Genomic DNA, 21,750 nt, shown 5'->3' with positions numbered 1-21,750 from the left:
CGGATTATTGGTTAGAATCAAATGAGAAACACTGGGGGTGCGCTATTGCGCTGAGACCGGCATTGCCGGAACTCTTTGTACCTGATCTAGTTCATACTAGCGGAGGGAATGTGGCGTTTGACTATTCGCATAATAGACATCAAAACGTTATATTTTCTGATTTTCGCATCAGATCATATAGCGTTTTTTATTTTCAGTAGGGGTGCGCGCGAGCGCTGAGACCGAAACTGTCGGAACCCTTCAAACCTGATCCAGTTCGTACTGGCGGAGGGAACTGAGCTCGGTCTGGAGTCCGTACGTATATCCAAGACATCTCAGGGGAGGTGTCTTTTTATTTTCGTTAAAATCCGGGAGGAGGGGAAACGGTTCGCATAGATCAGGCTTCAAAAGGAATGAATCAAACTGAAAAGGGGAAAATCTTATGAACACAAAAAAATTAGTCACCACTGCCTTGATCATTGCCATGGGGGTGGTCAGCAACAGCATCTTCGTCATCCCGATCGGCATTGCAAAGGTAGCACCGATGCAGCATCTGCTGAATGTACTGACCGCTGTCTGGTTAGGACCCGGGTACGCCGTCCTGCAGGCCTTCGGCGTTTCCGTGCTGCGCAACTTGCTGGGAACGGGAACCATATTTGCCTTTCCTGGCAGCATGATCGGAGCTGTTTGCGCAGGTCTGTTTTATGCCAGAACGCAAAAGATCGGTTACGCGGCGCTGGGTGAATGGATAGGCACCGGAATCCTGGGCTCGCTGGTGAGCACTTTGCTGGCGCAGCTCTTTATGGGCATGGAAGCAGCATTGATGCTCTTCCTTCCGAGCTTCGCAATCAGCTCCGCCATCGGAGCCGGGATGGCTTATTTCATCATCCTGGAAATGGAAAAAAGAAGCGTGTTGGATCGGAACAGAATTTAAAACATCCGCATAAGCAGGAAGCCGCTCTCGGAAGAGGGCGGCTTTCTGCTGTCTAAAAGTGTCTCCAATAGAAATAGTTAAGAAAATTATTTTCATAAAATAATAATTGAAAAAACTATTTTCATGTGTTATTCTATCAGCGAAGGGGAAAAGGCGAAGTCAAGAAATGCGTAAAGCGCTTTTGGCGGCTGCGCAAAACAGGAGGAGGCAACGAAAAATGACAATCATCGAAGAGATCCAAAATCAGTATTCCGCTTTTTCCGCGAACGAGAAAAAAATTGCGGATTACATTCTGCAGAATAAAGCATCCATCAAAAATATGAACATCAAGGATTTGGCGGCGAAGGTGGAGACCTCGACGTCCAGCATCACCCGTTTCTGTAAACGCATCAACATCGATGGGTTTGTGGATATGAAGATTGCGCTGCGTTCATTGGCAAGCGAGCATCCTTTGAAAGAAATGCCGACTGTCTATGACGATATTTATGGCTATTATACGCAAGTCATCGATGAAACCAATCAGATGATCGAGGATCAGGCAATCGAAACGGTTGTCGATTGGATCAAAAATGCAAACAAAACAGTCATCTACGGCATCGGCAGTTCCGGGTTCACGGCCGCCGAATTGGCGCAACGCTTGATCCGCATGGGTCTGAATGCCACGGGGGTTACGGATTCCCACCTGATGATCATCAACAGTTCGATCATCAAGGAGGACGAATTGGTGATTGCCATTTCAAATTCAGGCGAAACGCCGGAACTGATAGCATCACTGGAGATCGCCAAGAAGAAAAAAGCGAAGATCATCGCCCTGACGAGCTTCAAAAACAGTTCCCTGACGAAACTGGCGGACGTCACTTGCTTCGGTTACCACTCGCGTTTCGTCAACAACACGGTGTTCGTCAACACACAGTTCGGGATGATGTATCTGATCGATGTGATTTCGACCTTCTTGGTGCAGGATGAGAATTTCAAATACAACATGGATCTGACGAGAAAAAATGTGCAAGGTTATTCGAAAAAATCGGAATAGTGGGATGTGGCGGCTGAGTCATGCAGGTGCACAGTGAAAATAAAGTTCAGGATCGAAGAGGGGAACGCAAATGAAAAAAGTGATCATCCATGCAGAAGTTTATACAGGGGAAACAGTCATCTCCGATGGGTATATCCGGTTCGGAAAAGAAATCAGCGCAGTCGGGAATATGTCGGAATACGTTCCCGAATCTGGCGAGGAAGTGATTGACGCAACCGGAATCAGGCTGGTGCCGGGCTTCATTGATGTCCACAGCCATGGCGGATATGGTGTGGATAACATGGACGGTGATGCGGAGGGCATCAACCGGATGATTGCGGCGATGCACCGGGAAGGGATCACCAGTTATTTTCCGACGACGATGACGCAATCGACAGAAAATATCGAAAAGGCTTTGGTCGGCATCCGCAAGGCCGCGGAAAAAAATCCGGTCATCCAAGGCATCCACCTCGAAGGGCCGTTCATTTCCGCAGTATTTAAGGGAGCGCAACCGGAAGAACACATCAAACTGCCGGATGCTGCTTTGATGCGCAAGTGGCAGGACTTGAGCGGCGGCTTGATCCGTTTGGTAACCTATGCGCCGGAGACCACTGATGCGACGGCATTCGAAAAGTATTGTCTCGATAACCGCATCGTGCTTTCGGTCGGGCATTCGGATGCTCTTCGCAGCCAGCTGAGAAAATCCAAGGCAGCGCATGTCACCCATCTCTTCAATGCGCAAAGGGGACTCCATCATCGTGAACCGGGTGTGACCGGACATGCGTTCCTGGAGGATGACATCTATGCGGAAATGATTGTCGATGGCCTGCATATCGATCCGGAAATGGTCAAGATCGCCTTCAAACAAAAAGGCGCAGACCGCATCGAATTGATTACCGATGCCATGCGTGCCAAAGGGATGGGCGACGGCATCAGTGAATTGGGCGGACAGAAAGTCATCGTCAAAGAAGGACAAGCCCGTCTGGAAAGCGGAAATTTGGCAGGAAGCGTGCTGGGATTTCAGGAGGCTTTCAGGAACATCATCGCCTTCACCGGCTGCAGCATCTTGGATGCGGTAAAGATGAGCTCAGTCAATCAGGCCCGTGAATTCGATTTGGTGCGAAAAGGGGGCATCGCTCCTGGAAAAGATGCCGATATGGTCCTGCTTTCGGAGTCATTTGCGGTCGAGCGGACAATCAGTTATGGACAGACAGTATACAAAAATAACAGAAAGTAGGTTACAGATCATGGAAATAATCATTAAAGCGACTCCTGAAGAGGCAAGCCGTTACGCATTCGAAAAAATCCGCGAGGAAATGGAAAGAGGTGCGAAAGTGCTCGGGTTGGCAACCGGCAGCACGCCGGAGAGGCTGTACCGGATCATGCGGGAAAGTGATCTTGATTTTTCGGGGATGACATCGATCAATCTGGACGAATATATGGGTCTTTCCGAAGACAATCCGCAGAGTTATCACTATTTCATGCATAAGCATTTGTTCGATGCAAAACCGTTCAAGAAAAACTATCTGCTGGACGGATTGGCGGATGAAACGGAAGAATGCGCGCAATTCGAAGAAATCATCGCCGCGAATCCGATCGATGTGCAGATTCTCGGCATCGGCACGAACGGGCATATCGGTTTTAACGAGCCGGGCACATCTTTTGATTCCCGTACCCAGAAAGTGGCACTATGGCAATCCACGATTGATTCCAATAAACGTTACTTTGCGGATGAGAAGGATGTCCCGCGGTTTGCCTATTCGATGGGGATCCAATCGATCCTCTCTTCAAGAAAGATCATCCTGATGGCTTTCGGAAAAGAAAAAGTCGCTGCCGTCAAAGCCGCGCTGGAAGGTCCAATCACAGAAGACTTGCCGGCGAGTATTCTGCAGACCCACAAGCATGTGACCGTGATACTCGATGAAGCAGCTGCACAAATGCTCAGCAAAAAATAGTGAGTCGGTAATCTGCAGTCTATTCCCAAAAGTCTCCTGATTGTCGTTTTGGATTAAAACGTTTACAATGGAAGCAGAGATAGCATGTAAAGCATGTGATTCAGGAATCCAAGGCGGTGATGGAAATGTTGACTGTTGAGACAGCCGGAGCATGGCTGAGCTTGTTCATCGAAAAGCTGGAAAAAAATGAGAAGTATCTGAACATGCTGGATGAATCCATCGGTGACGGCGATCACGGGGCCAATATGCTTCGGGGTGCCAAAGACCTGAAGGCAAAGTTAGCGGAAGGGCTTCAGGCAGGGGTGTCAGATCTGTTCAAAATGGCCGGGATGTCCTTCGTCCAGAAAACGGGCGGGGCAGCCGGACTCCTTTATGGGCAAATCTTTCTGCATATGTCGGAGGCTTTTCAAGAAGATAACGATCTGATGGACAGCCTGACAAGCGGGCTTGAAGGCATCCAAACGTTCGGCCCTACGGAACTGAAGGAAAAGACCTTAGTTGATGTTTGGATTCCGGTCATGGAAGACATCCGGAATAAGCGTCTGACGTTGGAAAAAATCAATGAATATGTCACAAGCACGAAGGATTTCCAGGCGAAAAAGGGACGCGCGGTCTATGTGTCGGAACAACTGAATGGCCATATCGATCCAGGTGCAGCCTCCTGCGGTTATTTCTTTGAGGCCATGCTGGAAGCGGGTGTGTACGATGAGTGAACAGTACGGCATCTTATTGGTTTCACATGTTGCGGAGCTCGCTGACGGGCTGACCAGATTGCTGAAACAGGTAGCAAAGGACGTCACCGTGAAAGCGGTCGGCGGAGCGGAAGGCGGCGGCATCGGCACGAGTTTTGATAAAGTCATAGCAGTGCTCAATGAAATGGAGGAGCCTGAAATATTTGCTTTTTATGATCTGGGCAGCGCCAAGATGAATCTTGAGTTGGTAAGTGAAATGACCGAAAAAAACCTAATCATTTGCGATGCGGCATTTGTGGAGGGCGCCTATCTGACAGCAGCTTTGCTGCAGGCGGATACGCCCTATGAAAAAATCTGTGAGCAGTTGCAGGAATTGTACGTAAAATGAAACACTGAGCAAAATTGTAGTGACAAACACAATTAAGAAAAAGACTGCCAAGGTGCAGTCTTTTTTATTTACGGTTTCCCCCTATTGAAGGTGTATTGTTTCTATATTCTTTCTCGTATTTTTTATCTACAGATTGAAATATCGGTCAATTTAGTGTAAGCTAAAACTACAGAAAACGCTTACAATTTTAGCGCTAAAGAAAAGAATGGATGTGTTCGGATTGGAAAAAGAAAAAAAAGTGCTTTTTACTGAGACCGTTCTGCGTGATGCGCATCAAAGCTTGATGGCGACACGTATGTCTACGGACGACATGCTCCCGATTGTTGAGAAAATGGATGAAGCCGGGTATTACGCGCTCGAGTGCTGGGGCGGGGCCACTTATGATGCGGCTATCCGTTTTCTGCATGAAGATCCGTGGGAAAGACTGCGGCAAATCCGCAAGCGTGCTCCGCATGCAAAGCTGCAGATGCTGCTTAGGGGACAGAACTTGATTGGCTACCGCCATTATGCAGATGATATCGTGGATCGTTTTGTAGGCAAAGCTGTCGAGAATGGCATCGATATTTTTCGGATTTTTGATGCCTTGAATGACACGAGAAACTTGAAGGCATCACTTGAAGCCGTCAAAAAATACGGCGCCCATGCTCAACTGACGATCTGTTACACCATCAGCGACGTCCACACTATCCCATTTTACACCGATTTGGCCAAGGAGCTGACCGTGATGGGTGCGGACTCGATCTGCATTAAGGATATGGCTGGCATATTGACGCCGAAAGTGGCCAAAGAGCTTATTCCCGCCATCAAAGCTGTGATTGGTGTACCGTTGAACATCCACACGCATGCAACCAGCGGCGTTTCGCAGATGACCTATATGGCTGCCATTGAAGCCGGTGCGGATATCCTCGATTGCGCCATTTCACCGTTTGCGGAAGGAACGAGTCAACCGCCGACCGAATCGATGACGCTTGTGCTGGAGGAATTGGGGTACAGCACGGGATTGGACATCGCCAAATTGGAAGAAATTGCCGATTATTTCAAACCGATCCGCGATAAGTACATCGCCTCGGGCGTGCTCGATCCGAAAATGCTGTCGGTCGATCCCAAAGCGCTCATCTATCAAGTACCGGGCGGAATGCTGTCGAACTTGAATTCGCAACTCAAACAGGCAAATGCCAGCGATAAGTACGAGGCTGTGCTGCGGGAAGTGCCCCGCGTCAGAGCGGACTTGGGCTTTCCGCCGTTGGTCACCCCAATGAGCCAAATGGTCGGGACGCAGGCTGTTTTCAATGTTCTGACGGGAGAACGTTACAAAATGGTCCCAAATGAAGTGAAGGATTACTTGCACGGAAAATACGGAAAGACACCGGTCCCGGTGAGCGACGCGTTCAGACGCAGCATTATCGGGGATGATGCCGTCATCACGGATCGCCCGGCAGACCATCTGGAGCCGGAGTTCGAAAGATTGAAGGCGGAGTTGGGTGACTTGGCGCGTACGGACGAGGACGTATTGACTTATGCTTTGTTCCCTCAGGTCGGAAAGGCGTATCTGCAGGAAGTCTACTATCCGACCATTCCAGAAGAACAAGCAGAAACAAAAGCGCCATCTCCAGGCGAGACGACGGAAACAGTGGTTCGGATCCAAGCCCGCTATCGCAGCTAAGAGGAAGAGGTGAAGGGAAATGGAAACATTCAATTTAGGAGATGGTCTGATTGTCACGATTGTTGCGATGATCGTCGTGTTTGCTGTTTTGGCAAGTCTTTGGTTCTTGGTCGAACTGGTGCATAAGCTGGTAGGTGAACCAGCACCGGCAACTACAGCACCGATTGATCGCGAAGAAGCTAGTCAGCCCGTCCTGCTGGATCCGGGTGTGGATGAGCAACGAGCTAAAGCAGCGGCAATCACGGCATTGGTCGCGGCTTATGAAGCCCATCCGGCCAAGAAGTTCGAGATTGTTGATGTAACGCGTATCAAATAAATGCCATCTGCTGATTATAAAGGGAGGATTTTTTATGAAAAAGTATGAAATCGAAATCGACGGACAAGTGTATCATGTCAAAGTAAGGGAGTTGCCGGATGATGCAGTCATGACAGAGCAACCTAAGGCCGGCAGCGGCAAAAGCGCTGCTGATGCCGCCCCCCAAACGGAAGGGAAAGCAATGTTGGCGCCGATGGCCGGAACCGTATTGCGCATCCTCGTCAAAGAGGGACAACGGGTCAAAAAAGGCGAAAACCTCATCGTCCTCGAAGCCATGAAGATGGAAAATGAGATCGTTGCAGATGAGGATGGCGTCATCAGAAGTATTTTGGTGAAAGCAAATGACAGTGTCGAATCCGACCAACCATTGTTGATTCTCTAGAAGAGGAGGGATTCCTATGATTCAAGCTCTGACTGATCTGATCCGGATGTCCGGATTGGCTCACCTTACGTATAAAGAAATCATTATGATCATCATTGCCTGCATTTTCCTTTATTTGGCCATCAAAAAGGGCTATGAGCCCTATTTGTTGATTCCGATTGCGTTCGGCATCCTGTTGGTGAATCTTCCGTTAGCCGGATTGATGACGCCGCCTACCGAAAGCGAACCGGGAGGGCTGATCTATTACCTCTACCAAGGTACTAATCTGGGCATCTATCCGCCGTTGATCTTCCTCTGTCTGGGGGCAGCGACAGATTTCGGTCCGCTCATCGCCAATCCGAAGACGTTGTTGTTGGGCGGCGCAGCACAGTTCGGTATCTTTGCGGCATTCTTCGGGGCCTTGGCCTTGGGAATGACACCCCAGGAAGCAGCTTCGGTCGGCATCATCGGTGGGGCAGACGGACCGACTGCCATCTATTTGACGACAAAATTGGCCAACCATCTCTTGTCAGTCATCGCGCTGGCGGCCTATTCGTATATGGCGTTGGTTCCCCTAATCCAGCCGCCGATCATGCGCCTGTTGACGACCGAAAAAGAGCGGCAAACGGTCATGAAGCAGATGCGCGCCGTGTCCAAAAACGAACGCATTTTGTTCCCAATCGTCACCACCATTTTCGTCAGCTTGGTCGTCCCATCAGCCACAGCGCTTGTGGGGATGCTGATGCTGGGTAATCTGATCCGGGAAAGCGGTCAGGTTCCGAAACTGACGGAAACGCTGCAGAATGCCATGATGTACATCGTCACCATACTTTTGGGCGTAACAGTCGGAGCCAAGGCGAACGGCGAGTTGTTCTTGTCGCTGACAACCATAAAAATCATCGTTCTTGGCCTTTTTGCTTTCTCGATTGGGACCGCTGCCGGCGTCCTGATGGGTAAACTGATGTACAAATTGACGAACGGTAAAGTGAATCCGTTGATCGGGGCAGCCGGTGTTTCGGCCGTACCGATGGCTGCGCGGGTCGTGCAGAAGGAAGGCATCAAATACAACCCTTCCAACTATTTGCTGATGCATGCGATGGGACCGAATGTGGCGGGCGTCATCGGATCGGCTGTCGCGGCCGGTGTCCTGTTGGCTTTCTTCGGTTGAGTGTGGATTATTAATCATCTCCTTCTGATGTTTCATGTCAGAAGGGGATTTTTTTATTGTTTCGAGGCTACATGATTGCTAAATCCTTCTGTTCTACACATGAAGGATGTATAATGAAGGCAACAAAAGAGTCAGAAAGGAAGGACGGATTAAAATGAGCAGGAGAACCTCGTTGATTGTCGCTTTGGTTGCTTCGCTGGCGTTGTTGCTGTTTGTATCAGCCAATCTTTTCTCGACGTTTTTCAATAGCGGGGATAATCGGGTAACAACTATTGATACGGATTCGAGCAGCACAGGGAATTTTAGCGGGATGGGGCATATGATGGGAGGAGAGCAGTCTGTCGTACTGGATGAAAGTGGGCAGCCAATGACTGCACTGCAGTTGCCGGAACTATTGGAACCGGATTCCGAATCCGCTAGCGAAATCACCTATACGGTCACAGCGCAAGCGGGGGAGACTGCCTTCTTGGAAGGAAAAACGACGCAGACGCTCGGTTATAATGGTTCTTATCTTGGACCGGTTTTGGTCGTGCGTGAAGGCCAAGAGGTGCATATCAAGACCGAGAACCAGTTAGCCGAAGCAACCTCTTTCCATTGGCATGGCGTAAAGCTGCCTTCTGATATGGATGGTGGGCCGCATCATCCGGTCGGACCGAATGAAACGATGCAGGTGGATTTCACGGTCAATCAGGAGGCGGCGACGTTGTGGTTCCACCCGCATGCCTTAGGAACGACGGCTGAACAGGTCTATGCCGGTCTGGCCGGATTGATTTTTGTCGAGGACGACAATTCTGATCAATTGGATTTGCCGAAGGACTATGGGGTGAATGACTTCCCTCTGATTATCCAGGACCGGACCTTCGATGCGGACAATCAATTCGATTACGCAGGGACTTACAATCCCGACGGTACCTATGGCGATACCTTGCTGATCAACGGGACCATCAATCCCTACGTTGAGGTAAAAAATGAACAAATCCGCTTGCGGTTGGTGAATGGTTCGAATGCCCGCAATTACACATTCGGATTGGAAAATGGCGCGGAGTTCCATCAGATCGCCAGCGACGGCGGTTTCCTGGAGCAGCCGGTTGCGTTGACGTCTGTGACATTGACACCCGGAGAACGGGCGGAAATCATCGTGGACCTGAGCGAATACGCTGAAGGGGACACCGCGAAACTGATGGACGGGGACGTAACCGTCCTTTCCCTGAATGTCACGGAGGAGACGGAAGTACAGACCACGCTTCCGGAAACTTTGAATGAAATTCCTAAATTGACGACAGAGGGAGCGGCTGTCCAACAGTTCACGCTAAGCGGCATGTCCTTCATGGTCAACATCAGCGGCAATCAGTTCGACATGGATCGGATCGACGTCGAACAGAGCCTGAATGAAACAGTTATCTGGGAAGTCCGCAATGCGCAGGATATGATGGGCAGCATGGTTCATCCTTTCCATATCCATGGCGTCCAATTCCAGGTGCTCTCGCGTGATGGAGTGGAACCGCCGCAGAACGAGCAAGGATGGAAGGACACTATCGCCGTTTATCCCGGCGAAACGGTCCGGCTGGCGGTGACTTTTTCTGAGAAAGGAGTCTTCATGTATCATTGCCACATTTTGGAGCATGAGGATAATGGCATGATGGGTCAGGTCAGTGTACAATAAAATCTGGGAAATATGATGGAGGTGGATGCCGATGAAAGTTTTGATCGTCGATGATGAACCAAATATTTTGGATATCGTGGAGGCCTATCTGGCCGCCAAAAAATATCAGGTATACCGTGCCGAGTCCGGTGCGGAGGCGTTGGAGAAATTTCATGCCTTCCATCCGGATCTGATCGTGTTGGATCTGATGCTGCCCGATATGACAGGCGGAGATGTCTGCACCAAAATCCGCGAAGAATCCAATGTGCCCATCATCATGCTGACGGCAAGGTCATCCGAAAAGGATATCCTGAGCGGCTTGCGGATAGGCGCGGATGATTACATGGTCAAACCATTCAGTCCCAAGGAACTGGTGGCGCGGGTCGAGACAGTTCTGAGGCGCGTTGCACCGGCTGATGCCGAGGAGAAATGGAATTTCGATGGCGGCGAATTGGTCATTCTCCCAAAAACGAAGCAGGTTTTCGCGCGGCAGCAGGAAGTCGCATTGACGGCTACCGAATATGAACTGTTGACTTTGTTGGCCAAGAACCCGAGCCGGCTCTTCACGAGGGAAGAATTGCTGGAGAGCGTAAAAGGGCTGGACTTCGAAGGATTGGACAGAGTCATCGATACGCATATCAAGAACATCCGGCAAAAGATAGAGCCGGAACCGAAGCAGCCCACTTATATATTGACTGTCCGGGGAAGCGGCTACCGGTTTGGTGGGAAGCGATGAGGCGGACGATCAGTTGGCAGCTGATTTTTTCCTTCCTGCTCTTTTCGATCGTCATCATCGGGCTATTCGGATGGTTCAGCGTACGTTTATTGGACAGCCACTTCTCGGAATATGTCAGCGAACGGCGCACGGAAGAAATAACCGGTTTTACAGATGAAATCGAGGCGGTCTATGCACAAGAAGGCAGTTGGGACGAGGATGCCATAGCGGTCATCGGCAGGCAGGCATTGCAGGCCGACATCATCCTGAAAGTTTATGATAACCAAGGAGCGCTGATCTGGACCCCCACTGCGATGGAGGAACAGGACAACCGCCAGATGATGTCCAGCCATATGTCGCAGATGAGCGAGATGATGGGCGGAACAGAAAGCGAATATACGGTGACCACTGTTGAGCTTAATGAGGGCTCCCGCACAATCGGCAGTCTGGAAATCGGGACGATGGGGACGTATTTCTATACGGAACACGATGTCGCATTCGTGAGCGATATCCGCAATAACCTGATGATTGTGGCGCTGCTGGCCTTCGCCTTATCGCTGTTTTTCGCTGTTTGGATAGCCAGAAAATTGAGTGTGCCGGTCTTTGCGGTGAGCCGCTTCACCGGGGAAATCGCCAAAGGCAACTACACGGAGCCGGCGCCGAAGGAAACGAACATCGTCGAGATAGATGCGCTGATCCGTTCGGTGGACAGCCTTTCCCGCCAATTGGACAGCCAACAGGAAATCCGGAACCGCCTTTCTTCCGATATCGCGCACGAAATCCGGACCCCGCTTACGACATTGAAGGGCAATCTGGAAGCAATGCTTGACGGCATCTGGGAGCCGAGCAACGAGCGTTTGAAGATTTGTTATGATGAAGTGAACCGGATTTCCCGCCTGATCGGAAATATCGATAAAATCAACGAAATGGAGAGCAATCACGAGAAATTGGAATTCAGCCGTTTTGACCTGCAGGCTTTGAGCAAGAAAGTCGCAACGAACTTTACGGCTGCAGCCGCCAAAAAGAATATCATTTTGGCGGTTGCTGGGGAGCCGCTGATGATAACGGCGGATCAGGACAAAATCAGCCAAGTGCTGACGAATCTTTTGGCCAATGCCATCAAGTTCACGCCGAAGCAAGGGAATATCCGCATCGAAACTCATCTGGAGGGTAACCGGGCGGTACTGAAAGTGTCAGATGACGGCATCGGCATCGACCGGGAAGACCAGGAAAAGATTTACGAGCGTTTCTATATGACCGAGCCGTCGCGCAACAGCAAATCCGGTGGGCAAGGACTCGGTTTGGCCATCGTCAAAAGCATCATCAAGAAGCACAACGGGACCGTGCGGGTTGTCAGCGAAATCGGCAAGGGAGCCGCGTTCACGGTTACACTTCCATTGGAACACATCAGAACATGAACGAAAAAGACCCGGATACCAATCATTTGCGATTGGTATCCAGGCCTTTTGTGTTTCTTTCAGGATCACAGAAGTTTCTTCTTGCGATCGAACTCTTCCTCGGTAATGTTCCCTTTAGCCAGTTCTTTTTTCAGGATGTCCAAAGCGGATTCGTCTGTTGAAACTTTGCCTGATCTATCGTTCAAAAGCCTGGTTGCCAAGTAAATGACGAGTATGATCAAAGCAATCCAGAAAATCCACATAAACATCATGCCGCCCATGCCAAAACCTCCAAAATATTGTAAGCATCTGCCAAACATGCAAAGGCCCCCTTTTTTTCTCTATATATGCAGTATACAGTCATATTGTGTAGATTGGATGTAGTTTTTCTGGCTGTTGCAGTGAGTATTTGAAGTGCAAGCTCAGTCTATCTTCAGCAGACGGGCATTGACCGCGCAGATGATGGTGCTGATCGACATGACGGCTGCCCCAATGGCCGGTGTTATGACGAGGCCTTGGTTGGCCAAAACGCCTGCAGCCAGCGGGATGGCAATCACGTTATAGCCGACAGCCCAAATCAGATTTTCGACCATCTTGCGGTAAGTGGCTTTCGAAAGGGTGATGATGGTCAATACGTCTTTCGGATTGCTGTCCACCAGAATGACGTCGGCTGTTTCGATGGCGACATCCGTTCCGGCGCCGATGGCAATACCAAGATCAGCTTCCGCCAGAGCGGGCGCATCATTGACGCCATCCCCGACCATCGCGACTTTTTTGTTTCCGGATTTCAGTGCGGCGATGTGTTTCGATTTCTCGGCAGGCAGCACCTCCGCAAATACTTGATCCAGTCCTAACTGATCGCCCACGTATTGCGCTGCGCGGCTATTGTCGCCAGTCAGCATGATAGCTTCGATGCCTTGCTCTTTCAAGGCAGCCACGACTTCTTGCGATGACGAACGGATGATATCAGCGTTGGCGATCATCCCCTGCAGGCTCCCTTCCTTCAGGACGAAGACAACGGTTTTTCCTTGCTGGGCCAAACTGGCGAATGTCTCCTTGTCGTATGCAATGCCGCGCTCGTCCATGGTGCCGGGGCTGACGACAGCGACCTGCATGCCGTCCACAGTGACCTGCAGACCTTGGCCGGTAAGGTTTTGATAATCGGTTGCCGGCAAAAGGGTGACGCCTTCTGCTTCTCCTTTGCGGACGATTCCTTTTGCGATCGGGTGTTCAGATTGGCTTTCGGCAGAATAGGCCAGCGTCAGTAATTCCTTCTCGGAGACCCCGGCAGCGGGAAGGATGTCGGTTACGCCGAAGTTGCCTTCCGTCAGGGTCCCGGTCTTGTCGAAGACGATCCGATCCACTTTGCGCGCCTCTTCGAATTGCGTCCGGTTGCGGATCAGCAAGCCATTTCGAGCTGCGATTGAAGTGGACACCGCATTCACCAAAGGGACAGCCAGTCCGAGTGCATGGGGACAAGCGATGACGAGTACCGTCACCATCCGCTCCAAAGCGAAGGCCAAGTTCACTGCAAAAATCCAATAAAGGAAAGTCAGGAGTCCGGCTGTGACGGCGATATAGAACAGCCAACCGGCCGCTTTGTCGGCCAATCCCTGCGACTTGGATTTTTGTTGCTGGGCCGCCTGGACCATATTGATCACTTGGGCCAAGTAGGTTTCATTCCCGACTTTTTCCACGGTCAGTTTGAGGACGCCTGACCCGTTGATGGAGCCGCCGATGGCCTGCATGCCCGGATTTTTTTCGACAGGCACAGATTCGCCCGTCAGCATCGATTCATCAACCGTTGAGAGGCCTTAGTAGATTTTTCCGTCCAAAGGGATCTTTTCACCGGGCTTGACGAGAATGCGCTCACCCGGAACAAGGGCTTCGATCGACACTTCTTCAATATTGCCGGCCGCATCCAAACGATGGGCAACTTTAGGCATCAGTTTGATGAGTTCTTCCAGCGCTTTGGATGCCCCCATCTGGGATTTCATCTCGATCCAGTGACCCAGCAACATAATCAGGATCAAGGTTGCCAGTTCGAAATAAAAGTCCGATCCTTCTATGAAGAAGGCCGTGAAGCTGCTGTAGATATAGGCCGAAACGATCGCCAAGGAAATCAGCATCATCATACCGAGCGACCGGTTCTTCCATTCCTCCCAAGCGCCCTCCAGAAACGGTTTGCCGCCGTAGAAGAAAATGACGGTGGATAACCCAAAGACGACAAAATTTGCTCCCGGAAATTCGAAATGGTAACCGAAGAGCATCATGATCATGGGGGATAGCACGGTGACGGGAATGGTCAGCAGCAAGACGATCCAAAAACGTTTCCGGTAATCGGCCACCATCTGCTCGTGGTGGTCGGCATGCCCAGTCGAACCGTGTGCCATGTGCTTTTCATGTTGTTCGTGACCATTGGAAGCAGTCTGTTTCGGTTCGGGTGGGGGCATATGATGACCGGAATGGTCGTGCCCGGCGTGCGGATCGCTGGTCTTTGGGGCTTCCAGAGTGTGGTCTGTGTGCGCGTGCTGCGTATGTTTGTGTTCATCCATCTGAGTATTCCTCCTTGCTTCAAAACGTCCAAACAATAAGGTTTATAAAAATGACTGCAGCTTCTCATGCTTATCATAGCAGAATTCAGCGCTGTAGTGGTAACGGTTTCGCCTCCCCGCTTGGGTCTGCACCGATTTAGTCATCGCAACCAACGGCGGAAGCTTGCAGGCGTAACCGGGAACCAAAGATTGACTTGACAGACTTCTTATCAATTGCAGGACCAGGGCGCACCGAAAAGCGCAACTGGTCTTGTATTTTTTTCTGCTTTGGGTAAAATGAAAGGGATAGGAAAACCATTCAAAGACACTTGGAATTTGGAAGTTTGGTGAAAATCCAACGCGGTCCCGCCACTGTGATGACGTCCCGGAACGTCTAAGTCAGGTCTTCATTCCAAGCTGCTATTTTTTGCAAGCGAACCGTTTCGAGGTAAAACGGTCCCGTTACTAGTCTATGCGATGGCGTATAGGATTTTTTTGCATGATTCCGGCCGTTGGCGATGCAACCCCTGTCGAATACAGATTAGGAGTGGGAAAATGAAAAAATTATTGTTGGCCTTATCATTGAGTTTGGTATTATTCGGGTGCGCTCCTGCGGACACGGTAGATTCGGCTTCAGTCGCGGAATCTTCATCGGTTGCAATCAGCTCCGAAGTTGCAGAAACAGTCAGCGTATCGATTTCTTTGACGGATGGCGGTACTGTCATCGCGGGTTCTGAAAAAACGATTGAGGTTGAAGCAGGCGCCAATTTGTTGGCTGTCATGAAAGAAAACTACACAATCGAAGAAGCGGACGGATTCATCACAGCCATCGATGGACAAACACAAGTCGAACAGACTGCCGATACGAAAGCGAAATATTGGTTGTTTGATGTGAACGGTGAGCCTTCGATGGTCGGAGCAGCTGATGTGGCGCTCCAAGAAGGAGACGTAATCGTGTGGAACCTGACAGAAATGTAAAGAAGACTGTGAACTTCGGTGTGAGACGACTGGCGTTGCTGTCGATTTTGACGGCTTTGTGCTATGTTGGGAGGATGATGTTCCAGTTCATCCCGAATGTCCAACCGGTGACGTCTGTGCTGATCATCCTGACGCTGACGCTGGGCATGACGGACGGCTTCATTGTGGCCATCCTGTCGATTGTTTTGACCAACTTTCTGCTGGGGATGGGGCCGTGGACGATTGCGCAGATCGCCAGTTTCGGCGTTCTGATCGTGGTAACTGGATTGGTCATGAAGCCGTTCTACAGCACGAGCCAAAAGAGGGGCCTCAGAATTGTTTTTGCGCTGTTCGCCTTTTTCGGGGGACTGCTTTACGGATTCGTCATCTCCGTCATTTCGGTGAAGTTGATGGGTATCAACAGTTTTTGGGCTTATTACATCGCCGGGATTCCTTTCGATCTCATGCACGGCCTGGGGAATGCCAGTTTCTATCTGATACTGGAGCCGATTTTGGCGCCCTTACTGCTGGCGCAAAAGAAAAAAACATAGAAATTAAGAAGACTGTAATGGACTCCCAGCATGGGTATCCGCTATAGTTTTTTCTGTTTTGGCGCCATTTGTGATATAGTAGGACACGATAATCGAGAGATAAGGGAGCAAATATAAACTATGGGAAAGAGTCTAGTATTAGCTGAAAAACCATCGGTGGCGCGCGATATCGCCCGCGTGCTGCAGTGCGAGAAACAGGGTCAAGGGTACCTGGAAGGGAAAGACTATATCGTCACTTGGGCCTTGGGGCATCTTGTGACGCTGGCCGATCCGGAAGCCTATGATGTGAAATACAAAAATTGGAATCTGGCTGATCTGCCGATGCTTCCGCAGGATCTGAAGCTGACTGTCATCAAGCAGTCCGGCAAGCAGTTCAATGCCGTCAAGGCCCAGCTGGTGCGGAATGACGTTTCCGACATCATCATCGCGACGGATGCCGGCCGCGAGGGCGAACTGGTAGCCCGTTGGATCATCGAAAAAGCGAAAGTCAATAAACCCGTCAAACGCCTGTGGATCTCGTCCGTGACGGACAAGGCCATCAAAGACGGCTTCCAGAACCTGAAGCCGGGCAAGGACTATGAAAACCTGTACCAGTCGGCTGTGGCCCGTTCGGAAGCGGATTGGTACATCGGCTTGAATGCGACCCGCGCGCTGACGACGAAATTCAACGCCCAGTTGAACTGCGGCCGCGTCCAGACACCTGTCGTCGCCATCATCGCCAGACGCGAAGAGGAAATCAAAAAATTCCAGCCAAAGACCTACTACGGCATCGAGGCTCAGACCGATACGAAGCTGAAGCTGATCTGGCAGGACGAAAAAACGAACGACACGAAGAGTTTCGATCGCGATAAAGTTACAGCCATCGTCAAAAAGTTGGATAAGCAACAGGCTACGGTTGTGGCGGTCGACCGCAAACCGAAAAAAGCCTATGCACCAGGCTTGTACGACCTGACTGAACTGCAACGCGACGCCAACAAGCTTTTCGGTTATTCAGCCAAAGAGACGCTGAATATCATGCAGAAACTCTATGAGCAGCATAAATTGTTGACTTATCCGCGTACGGATTCCCGCTACCTGTCGAACGACATCGTAGCCACGCTGCCGGACAGACTAAAGGCATGCGCCATCAAGGAATACCGTCTGCTCGTGAACAAGGTATTGGCGAAACCGATCAAGGCAAACAAATCGTTCGTCGATGACAGCAAAGTTTCCGATCACCATGCCATCATTCCGACGGAGCAGGTCGTGCAAATCGGGAAGCTCTCGGCTCAGGAACTCAAAATCTATGACCTGGTTGTGAAACGCTTCTTGGCTGTGCTTTTCCCGGCTTACGAATATGAGCAGCTGACTCTGCGCGCGGATATCGGCGGCGAGCGCTTCGTGGCCCGTGGCAAAACGGTCATCGCTGCCGGTTGGAAAGAAGTCTACAGCAATCGCACGGAGGATGAGGAGTCGGAAGACGGTCTCCAGGAGCAACTGTTGCCGAAAATCGAGGCAGGTGATGTGCTGGTTGTCCGTTACGTAAGCGAGACATCCGGACAGACGAAACCGCCTGCCTACTTCAATGAAGCGACGCTGTTGACGGCGATGGAAAATCCGGCGAAATATATGGAAACGACTGACAAAGCTTTGGCTCAGACGCTGAAGGAAACGGGCGGATTGGGAACCGTGGCTACGCGCGCCGACATCATCGAGAAGTTGTTCAATGCCTTCCTTATCGAAAGACGCGGACAGGAAATCCATATCACTTCCAAAGGCAAGCAACTGCTGGAGTTGGTTCCGGAAGAACTGAAATCTCCGGCTCTGACTGGCGAGTGGGAGCGAAAGCTCGAGCAGATCGCTGCCGGCAAGCTGAAGAAGGACGTATTCATCAACGAAATGAAGGCCTACACGAAAGAGATCGTTTCGGAAATCAAGATGAGCGAAGGCAAGTTCAAGCACGAGAACATCTCCGCCAAGACCTGCCCGGAATGCGGCAAACCGATGCTGGAAGTGAACGGCAAAAAAGGCAAGATGCTTGTGTGCCAAGACCGCGAATGTGGATACCGCAAGAATGTGGCGCGGGTCACCAATGCCCGTTGTCCGCAGTGCATGAAGAAAATGGAACTGCACGGCGAAGGTGACGGCCAAATTTTTACCTGCAAGTGCGGCTACCGTGAAAAGCTATCGGCCTTCAACGAGCGACGCAAAAAAGGCACCGGCGGAAAAGCCGCGAAGCAAGACGTCCAAAAATATCTGAAGAAACAAAATCAAGTTGAAGAGCCAGTAAATAATGCCCTGTTCGAGGCGCTTAAGAAACTCAATTTGGGCGAATAAGCATAATTAGGTCGATAAGGACTGCAACGGCGCTTTTTGTGCCTGTTGCAGTCCTTTTTCGATCGGATTTCGGGAATGTGCGTATGTTATAATCGTAAGGTATCGATTGCCTTAAAAGTCTCAGACGGCAATCCTGTCAGGGAGGGAATTTCAGAATGAAAACAGTCATTTTAGCCGAGAAATCATCGCAGGCGGCTGCCTACGCGAGCTCTTTTCAAAAGAAGGCGACGGTTGCCGGGAACTACGTCATCCAGGACAGTCTGTTCGATGGCGAAACGGTCATCGTGCATGCCTCGGGACATCTTTTGGGGCTGCTGCAGCCGGAAGAATATGATCCGAAATGGAAAAAATGGAGCCTGGACCACTTGCCGATTTTCCCGGAAAACTACAAATACAAGATCCAATACGGTAAAGGCAAGCAGATGGCGAACATCAAACAGCAGCTCAAGGAAGCCGACCGCATCATCATCGCCACCGACTCGGACCGTGAAGGGGAAAATATCGCCCGCTCGATCATCCGCCATGCTGGTGCCGAAAAGAAGGAAATGAAACGTCTCTGGATCAACAGCCTGGAATCCAATGAAATCCGTCGCGGGTTCAGCGAATTGCTGGACGGAAAAGATACCTATCCGTCCTACATCGAGGCCCAAAGCCGGGAAATCGCCGATTGGCTGGTGGGGATGAACCTGAGTCGGCTGTATACCATTGCGCTCCAGAAGGCCGGGATCAAAGAAGGGGCCTTTTCGGTAGGCCGAGTGCAGACGCCGACGCTCTTCATGATCTATAAGCGCATGAAGGAAATCGCTGCCTTCCAGGAAGAGACGCATTATGAGTGTTTGGCCCGCATCACGGTCACGAACGGGACATTCGAAGCGAAGTATCAGCATGAATTTGAATCAAAACAAGAAATGAAAACCTTCATCGCGACGCACGGCTTGGCGGCTGAGATGCCAGCCGTCATCAAACGCTATGAAGCCAACGAGAACAAACGCGAGTTGGCACCGCGTCTGTATTCGCTCAGCGATCTGCAGCGGGCAGCCAATGCCAAATTCAAGATGGGTGCGAAAGACACATTGGCAACCGTGCAGTCTTTGTATGAAGCAAAACTGCTTTCCTATCCGCGGACGGACGCGACGGTCATCACCAAAAATGAGTTTGTCTATTTGAAGGATAACCTCTCCGGCTATCTGGGCATCCTAGGTCATACCATCGACAAGCCGAACTTGACTCCGCGCAAAAAATACGTCGATGATGCCAAAGTACAGGAACATTATGCCATCATCCCGACGAAAAAAGTGCCGGATCAGGCCCGGATCGCGAAATTGAATGTGAACCAGCAGAAAATTTATGATCTCGTCCTGCGCCGGACCTTGGCGATGTTCGAAGAGGATTTCATCTACGATGAACCGACCATCATTACGGATATCGGCGGACTGGACTTTGTGGCATCCGGTAAGATCATCAAGAATCTCGGATGGAAGAAGCTGGAAGGCAACACAAGGAAAAAAGGCGAACCGGAGGACAAAATCTTGCCGATGGTTACGGTAGGGGAAACCGGAACAGCCATTTTGGCCACGAAGGAGAAGAAGACTACCCCTCCTAAGCCTTACACAGAAGGCACGCTGATCGCAGCCATGAAGAACGCCGGCAAAGAAGTGGATGATGCCGAAGACAAGGCGATCCTGAAGGAAACACACGGTATCGGAACCGAAGCTACCCGCGCTGGGGTCATCGAAAATTTGAAGGACAGGGGCTACATAACGGCTTCGAAGAATCAGCTGGCAATCACCGAAAAGGGGACTCTGCTTTGTGAGGCCGTGGCCGGCAACAAGATGAGCGATGTCGCCTTCACGGCAGAATGGGAAAAGTATTTGGCAAAAATCCATAAAGGCGAGGGCGACCAGGCTTATTTCCTGGAGAACATCAAACACTTCGTCATGGAAATCCTCGGTACGAAGAACGAGATGCTGCAGTCCGAAGGGATCGCGGAGCGCATCGATGCTGCAGGCGACGGTGCGGTCGTAGGCGTTTGTCCGGTCTGCGGGAAAGAAGCGATCATCAAGGGCAGTTACCTACAATGCCAGGACTACGGCGAGGCGTGTTCATTCCGGATTTCCCGCTATATCGCCCGCCGCTATCTGTCCCCGGAGGAAGCCAAAGAGCTTTTGGCCCGAAAAGAAACGAAGCGCCTTTCCGGTTTCAAGAAAAAAGACGGCAAGAGTTTTTCGACGGCATTGCTCTTGGGGAAAGACGAAGCCGGCAATTACGCCGTTTCCTTCAAACCGTTCGCTCCGAGTAAGAAAAAACCGGTACGCAAAAAAACACAATGAACAGAAAAAGGTATCCGGAAAATTGCTTCCCGGATACCTTTTCTGATTTTTTTAGCCTAAATATTCTGATTCATCCATCAATTTCACAGCTGTACCACTGCAGGTGACCATCAGCATGCCATTATCGGCTCCCAGTACTTCGTAATCCATTTTCATGCCGACGATGGCGTTCGCGCCTTTTGCGACTGCACGATCTTCCATTTCTGCCAAGGCATTTTCGCGTGCAACAGTCAATTCATCCTCGTAACTCTTTGAACGTCCGCCAACGATGTTGCGGATGCCGGCTCCGAAATCTTTGAACACGTTGATGCCTGTGATGACTTCTCCGAAAACGATGCCTTTATAGGCAGTAATTTTTTTGCTCTCGATATGAGCGGTTGTTGTAATAATCATGTGACTTACCATCCTTTCTCCTGACGGTGAAACAATCAGTTCAACAAATCGATTATAACTTTCTGGTGATGCCTTCATTATATCAAAAATTCGGCTTGAAAAGATACAGAAACCTGCCATCTTGGTGGCCGCTGGGCAGAAAAATGTTGTGGGTAAAATTGTACAGATTGTTGCTTAATGGTAAAATCAGAGAAGACTCGAAACAGAAGGGACGGTTACTGTCAACTACCAATGACTGAAGTCACGGCTTGCCTCTCGCCATTTCGTGACGAGTGCATTAGCTTCGCTAAGACTTTTAGGTTTACGCCTAACGCTACGCAGTTCAAACGTCCTGCGGACTCCTGAGTAGTTTGAGATCGGTTGGTCTCTCAAAATGTTGGCGTTACTCACTGCTCCATTCTTATTCAACCGGAATGGAGCAGCCCGACAGCTGACTTTGCCGGCAAC

At 50.5% G+C, this 21,750-nt stretch carries 19 protein-coding genes, 1 pseudogene and 3 riboswitches; of the genes and pseudogenes, 17 read left to right on the top strand and 3 right to left on the bottom strand.

Annotated features, from left to right (window positions below; translation table 11 throughout):
* Window positions 1-23: 23 nt before the first annotated feature.
* A riboswitch (TPP riboswitch) is annotated at window positions 24-126 on the top strand.
* 62 nt (window positions 127-188) lie between these two features.
* Window positions 189-290, top strand: a riboswitch (TPP riboswitch).
* Window positions 291-421: 131 nt separating this feature from the next.
* From thiW to TES5_RS09605, 13 genes are all read left to right on the top strand, one after another.
* Window positions 422-913, top strand: coding sequence for an energy coupling factor transporter S component ThiW (gene thiW, locus TES5_RS09665; RefSeq protein ID WP_068561667.1), 492 nt, complete (start codon window positions 422-424; stop codon window positions 911-913).
* Between the two features lie 217 nt (window positions 914-1,130).
* Entirely contained in the window at window positions 1,131-1,946 is an 816-nt protein-coding gene (locus tag TES5_RS09660; protein ID WP_068561666.1) for a MurR/RpiR family transcriptional regulator, read from the top strand.
* Between the two features lie 70 nt (window positions 1,947-2,016).
* Window positions 2,017-3,162 carry an N-acetylglucosamine-6-phosphate deacetylase gene (gene nagA / locus TES5_RS09655; RefSeq protein WP_068561665.1) on the top strand — a complete coding sequence of 382 codons (1,146 nt, stop codon included), beginning with the start codon at window positions 2,017-2,019 and terminating at the stop codon, window positions 3,160-3,162.
* A 10-nt stretch (window positions 3,163-3,172) separates the two neighbouring features.
* Complete coding sequence (gene nagB / locus TES5_RS09650) at window positions 3,173-3,880, top strand: glucosamine-6-phosphate deaminase (RefSeq protein WP_068561664.1); 708 nt, start codon at window positions 3,173-3,175, stop codon at window positions 3,878-3,880.
* A 125-nt stretch (window positions 3,881-4,005) separates the two neighbouring features.
* Complete coding sequence (gene dhaL, locus TES5_RS09645; protein WP_068561663.1) at window positions 4,006-4,593, top strand: dihydroxyacetone kinase subunit DhaL; 588 nt, start codon at window positions 4,006-4,008, stop codon at window positions 4,591-4,593.
* A complete protein-coding gene (dhaM, locus tag TES5_RS09640) occupies window positions 4,586-4,960 on the top strand; it encodes a dihydroxyacetone kinase phosphoryl donor subunit DhaM (protein ID WP_068561662.1) in 375 nt (124 codons plus the stop codon). Before dhaL ends, dhaM begins: the two co-directional genes overlap by 8 nt.
* A gap of 220 nt (window positions 4,961-5,180) precedes the next feature.
* Entirely contained in the window at window positions 5,181-6,623 is a 1,443-nt protein-coding gene (locus TES5_RS09635; protein WP_255356055.1) for an oxaloacetate decarboxylase subunit alpha, read from the top strand.
* Between the two features lie 19 nt (window positions 6,624-6,642).
* Window positions 6,643-6,939: an OadG family transporter subunit gene (locus TES5_RS09630; protein WP_068561660.1), complete on the top strand. Its 297-nt coding sequence runs from the start codon at window positions 6,643-6,645 to the stop codon at window positions 6,937-6,939.
* Window positions 6,940-6,973: 34 nt separating this feature from the next.
* Window positions 6,974-7,321 carry a biotin/lipoyl-containing protein gene (locus TES5_RS09625; protein ID WP_068561659.1) on the top strand — a complete coding sequence of 116 codons (348 nt, stop codon included), beginning with the start codon at window positions 6,974-6,976 and terminating at the stop codon, window positions 7,319-7,321.
* 16 nt (window positions 7,322-7,337) lie between these two features.
* Window positions 7,338-8,468: a sodium ion-translocating decarboxylase subunit beta gene (locus tag TES5_RS09620; RefSeq protein WP_068561658.1), complete on the top strand. Its 1,131-nt coding sequence runs from the start codon at window positions 7,338-7,340 to the stop codon at window positions 8,466-8,468.
* A 154-nt stretch (window positions 8,469-8,622) separates the two neighbouring features.
* Window positions 8,623-10,131: a multicopper oxidase family protein gene (locus TES5_RS09615; RefSeq protein WP_232309349.1), complete on the top strand. Its 1,509-nt coding sequence runs from the start codon at window positions 8,623-8,625 to the stop codon at window positions 10,129-10,131.
* 31 nt (window positions 10,132-10,162) lie between these two features.
* Window positions 10,163-10,846 carry a response regulator transcription factor gene (locus TES5_RS09610; RefSeq protein ID WP_068561656.1) on the top strand — a complete coding sequence of 228 codons (684 nt, stop codon included), beginning with the start codon at window positions 10,163-10,165 and terminating at the stop codon, window positions 10,844-10,846.
* Complete coding sequence (locus tag TES5_RS09605) at window positions 10,843-12,243, top strand: sensor histidine kinase (protein ID WP_068561655.1); 1,401 nt, start codon at window positions 10,843-10,845, stop codon at window positions 12,241-12,243. The genes TES5_RS09610 and TES5_RS09605 overlap by 4 nt, the downstream gene beginning before the upstream one ends.
* Window positions 12,244-12,308: 65 nt before the next feature.
* Here the strand turns inward: TES5_RS09605 and TES5_RS09600 are convergent, their stop codons facing one another.
* Together TES5_RS09600 and TES5_RS09595 are read right to left on the bottom strand one after the other, a co-directional pair.
* A complete protein-coding gene (locus tag TES5_RS09600) occupies window positions 12,309-12,503 on the bottom strand; it encodes an SHOCT domain-containing protein (RefSeq protein ID WP_232309347.1) in 195 nt (64 codons plus the stop codon).
* A gap of 141 nt (window positions 12,504-12,644) precedes the next feature.
* Window positions 12,645-14,168: pseudogene (locus TES5_RS09595) on the bottom strand (heavy metal translocating P-type ATPase).
* A gap of 899 nt (window positions 14,169-15,067) precedes the next feature.
* Window positions 15,068-15,224: riboswitch (adenosylcobalamin (AdoCbl) riboswitch) on the top strand.
* An 87-nt stretch (window positions 15,225-15,311) separates the two neighbouring features.
* On the opposite strand from TES5_RS09595, the gene TES5_RS09590 reads away from it, so the two are divergent.
* The 4 genes from TES5_RS09590 to topB all read left to right on the top strand — a co-directional run bounded on the left by TES5_RS09590 (window position 15,312) and on the right by topB (window position 20,910).
* Window positions 15,312-15,734, top strand: a complete 423-nt coding sequence (locus TES5_RS09590) for a DUF4430 domain-containing protein (RefSeq protein WP_068561653.1) — start codon at window positions 15,312-15,314, stop codon at window positions 15,732-15,734.
* Window positions 15,713-16,264, top strand: coding sequence for an ECF transporter S component (locus tag TES5_RS09585; protein WP_068561652.1), 552 nt, complete (start codon window positions 15,713-15,715; stop codon window positions 16,262-16,264). The genes TES5_RS09590 and TES5_RS09585 overlap by 22 nt, the downstream gene beginning before the upstream one ends.
* 120 nt (window positions 16,265-16,384) lie before the next feature.
* The gene (locus TES5_RS09580) at window positions 16,385-18,580 is read left to right on the top strand and encodes a DNA topoisomerase III (protein WP_068561651.1); all 2,196 of its coding nucleotides are present in this window, start codon (window positions 16,385-16,387) and stop codon (window positions 18,578-18,580) included.
* Between the two features lie 155 nt (window positions 18,581-18,735).
* Window positions 18,736-20,910: a type IA DNA topoisomerase gene (gene topB, locus TES5_RS09575; RefSeq protein WP_068561650.1), complete on the top strand. Its 2,175-nt coding sequence runs from the start codon at window positions 18,736-18,738 to the stop codon at window positions 20,908-20,910.
* Window positions 20,911-20,961: 51 nt separating this feature from the next.
* On the opposite strand, the gene TES5_RS09570 is transcribed toward topB, so the two are convergent.
* Window positions 20,962-21,303 (bottom strand): heavy metal-binding domain-containing protein, encoded by a 342-nt coding sequence (locus TES5_RS09570; RefSeq protein WP_068561649.1) that lies wholly within the window; start codon window positions 21,301-21,303, stop codon window positions 20,962-20,964.
* Window positions 21,304-21,750: the final 447 nt, after the last annotated feature.

Origin of the sequence: Trichococcus sp. ES5 (genome assembly GCF_900067165.1) — a bacterium.
GTDB classification, from domain to species: domain Bacteria; phylum Bacillota; class Bacilli; order Lactobacillales; family Aerococcaceae; genus Trichococcus; species Trichococcus flocculiformis.
This window is presented reverse-complemented; position numbering and strand designations above follow the sequence as displayed.

Excerpts from the sequence above, each read along its gene's own strand:
- thiW (WP_068561667.1), top strand. The coding sequence starts at position 422 with ATGAACACAAAAAAATTAGTCACCACTGCCTTGATCATTGCCATGGGG.
- TES5_RS09660 (WP_068561666.1), top strand. The coding sequence starts at position 1,131 with ATGACAATCATCGAAGAGATCCAAAATCAGTATTCCGCTTTTTCCGCG.
- nagA (WP_068561665.1), top strand. The coding sequence starts at position 2,017 with ATGAAAAAAGTGATCATCCATGCAGAAGTTTATACAGGGGAAACAGTC.
- nagB (WP_068561664.1), top strand. The coding sequence starts at position 3,173 with ATGGAAATAATCATTAAAGCGACTCCTGAAGAGGCAAGCCGTTACGCA.
- dhaL (WP_068561663.1), top strand. The coding sequence starts at position 4,006 with ATGTTGACTGTTGAGACAGCCGGAGCATGGCTGAGCTTGTTCATCGAA.
- dhaM (WP_068561662.1), top strand. The coding sequence starts at position 4,586 with ATGAGTGAACAGTACGGCATCTTATTGGTTTCACATGTTGCGGAGCTC.
- TES5_RS09630 (WP_068561660.1), top strand. The coding sequence starts at position 6,643 with ATGGAAACATTCAATTTAGGAGATGGTCTGATTGTCACGATTGTTGCG.
- TES5_RS09625 (WP_068561659.1), top strand. The coding sequence starts at position 6,974 with ATGAAAAAGTATGAAATCGAAATCGACGGACAAGTGTATCATGTCAAA.
- TES5_RS09620 (WP_068561658.1), top strand. The coding sequence starts at position 7,338 with ATGATTCAAGCTCTGACTGATCTGATCCGGATGTCCGGATTGGCTCAC.
- TES5_RS09615 (WP_232309349.1), top strand. The coding sequence starts at position 8,623 with ATGAGCAGGAGAACCTCGTTGATTGTCGCTTTGGTTGCTTCGCTGGCG.
- TES5_RS09610 (WP_068561656.1), top strand. The coding sequence starts at position 10,163 with ATGAAAGTTTTGATCGTCGATGATGAACCAAATATTTTGGATATCGTG.
- TES5_RS09605 (WP_068561655.1), top strand. The coding sequence starts at position 10,843 with ATGAGGCGGACGATCAGTTGGCAGCTGATTTTTTCCTTCCTGCTCTTT.
- TES5_RS09600 (WP_232309347.1), bottom strand. The coding sequence starts at position 12,503 with ATGGGCGGCATGATGTTTATGTGGATTTTCTGGATTGCTTTGATCATA.
- TES5_RS09590 (WP_068561653.1), top strand. The coding sequence starts at position 15,312 with ATGAAAAAATTATTGTTGGCCTTATCATTGAGTTTGGTATTATTCGGG.
- TES5_RS09580 (WP_068561651.1), top strand. The coding sequence starts at position 16,385 with ATGGGAAAGAGTCTAGTATTAGCTGAAAAACCATCGGTGGCGCGCGAT.
- topB (WP_068561650.1), top strand. The coding sequence starts at position 18,736 with ATGAAAACAGTCATTTTAGCCGAGAAATCATCGCAGGCGGCTGCCTAC.
- TES5_RS09570 (WP_068561649.1), bottom strand. The coding sequence starts at position 21,303 with ATGATTATTACAACAACCGCTCATATCGAGAGCAAAAAAATTACTGCC.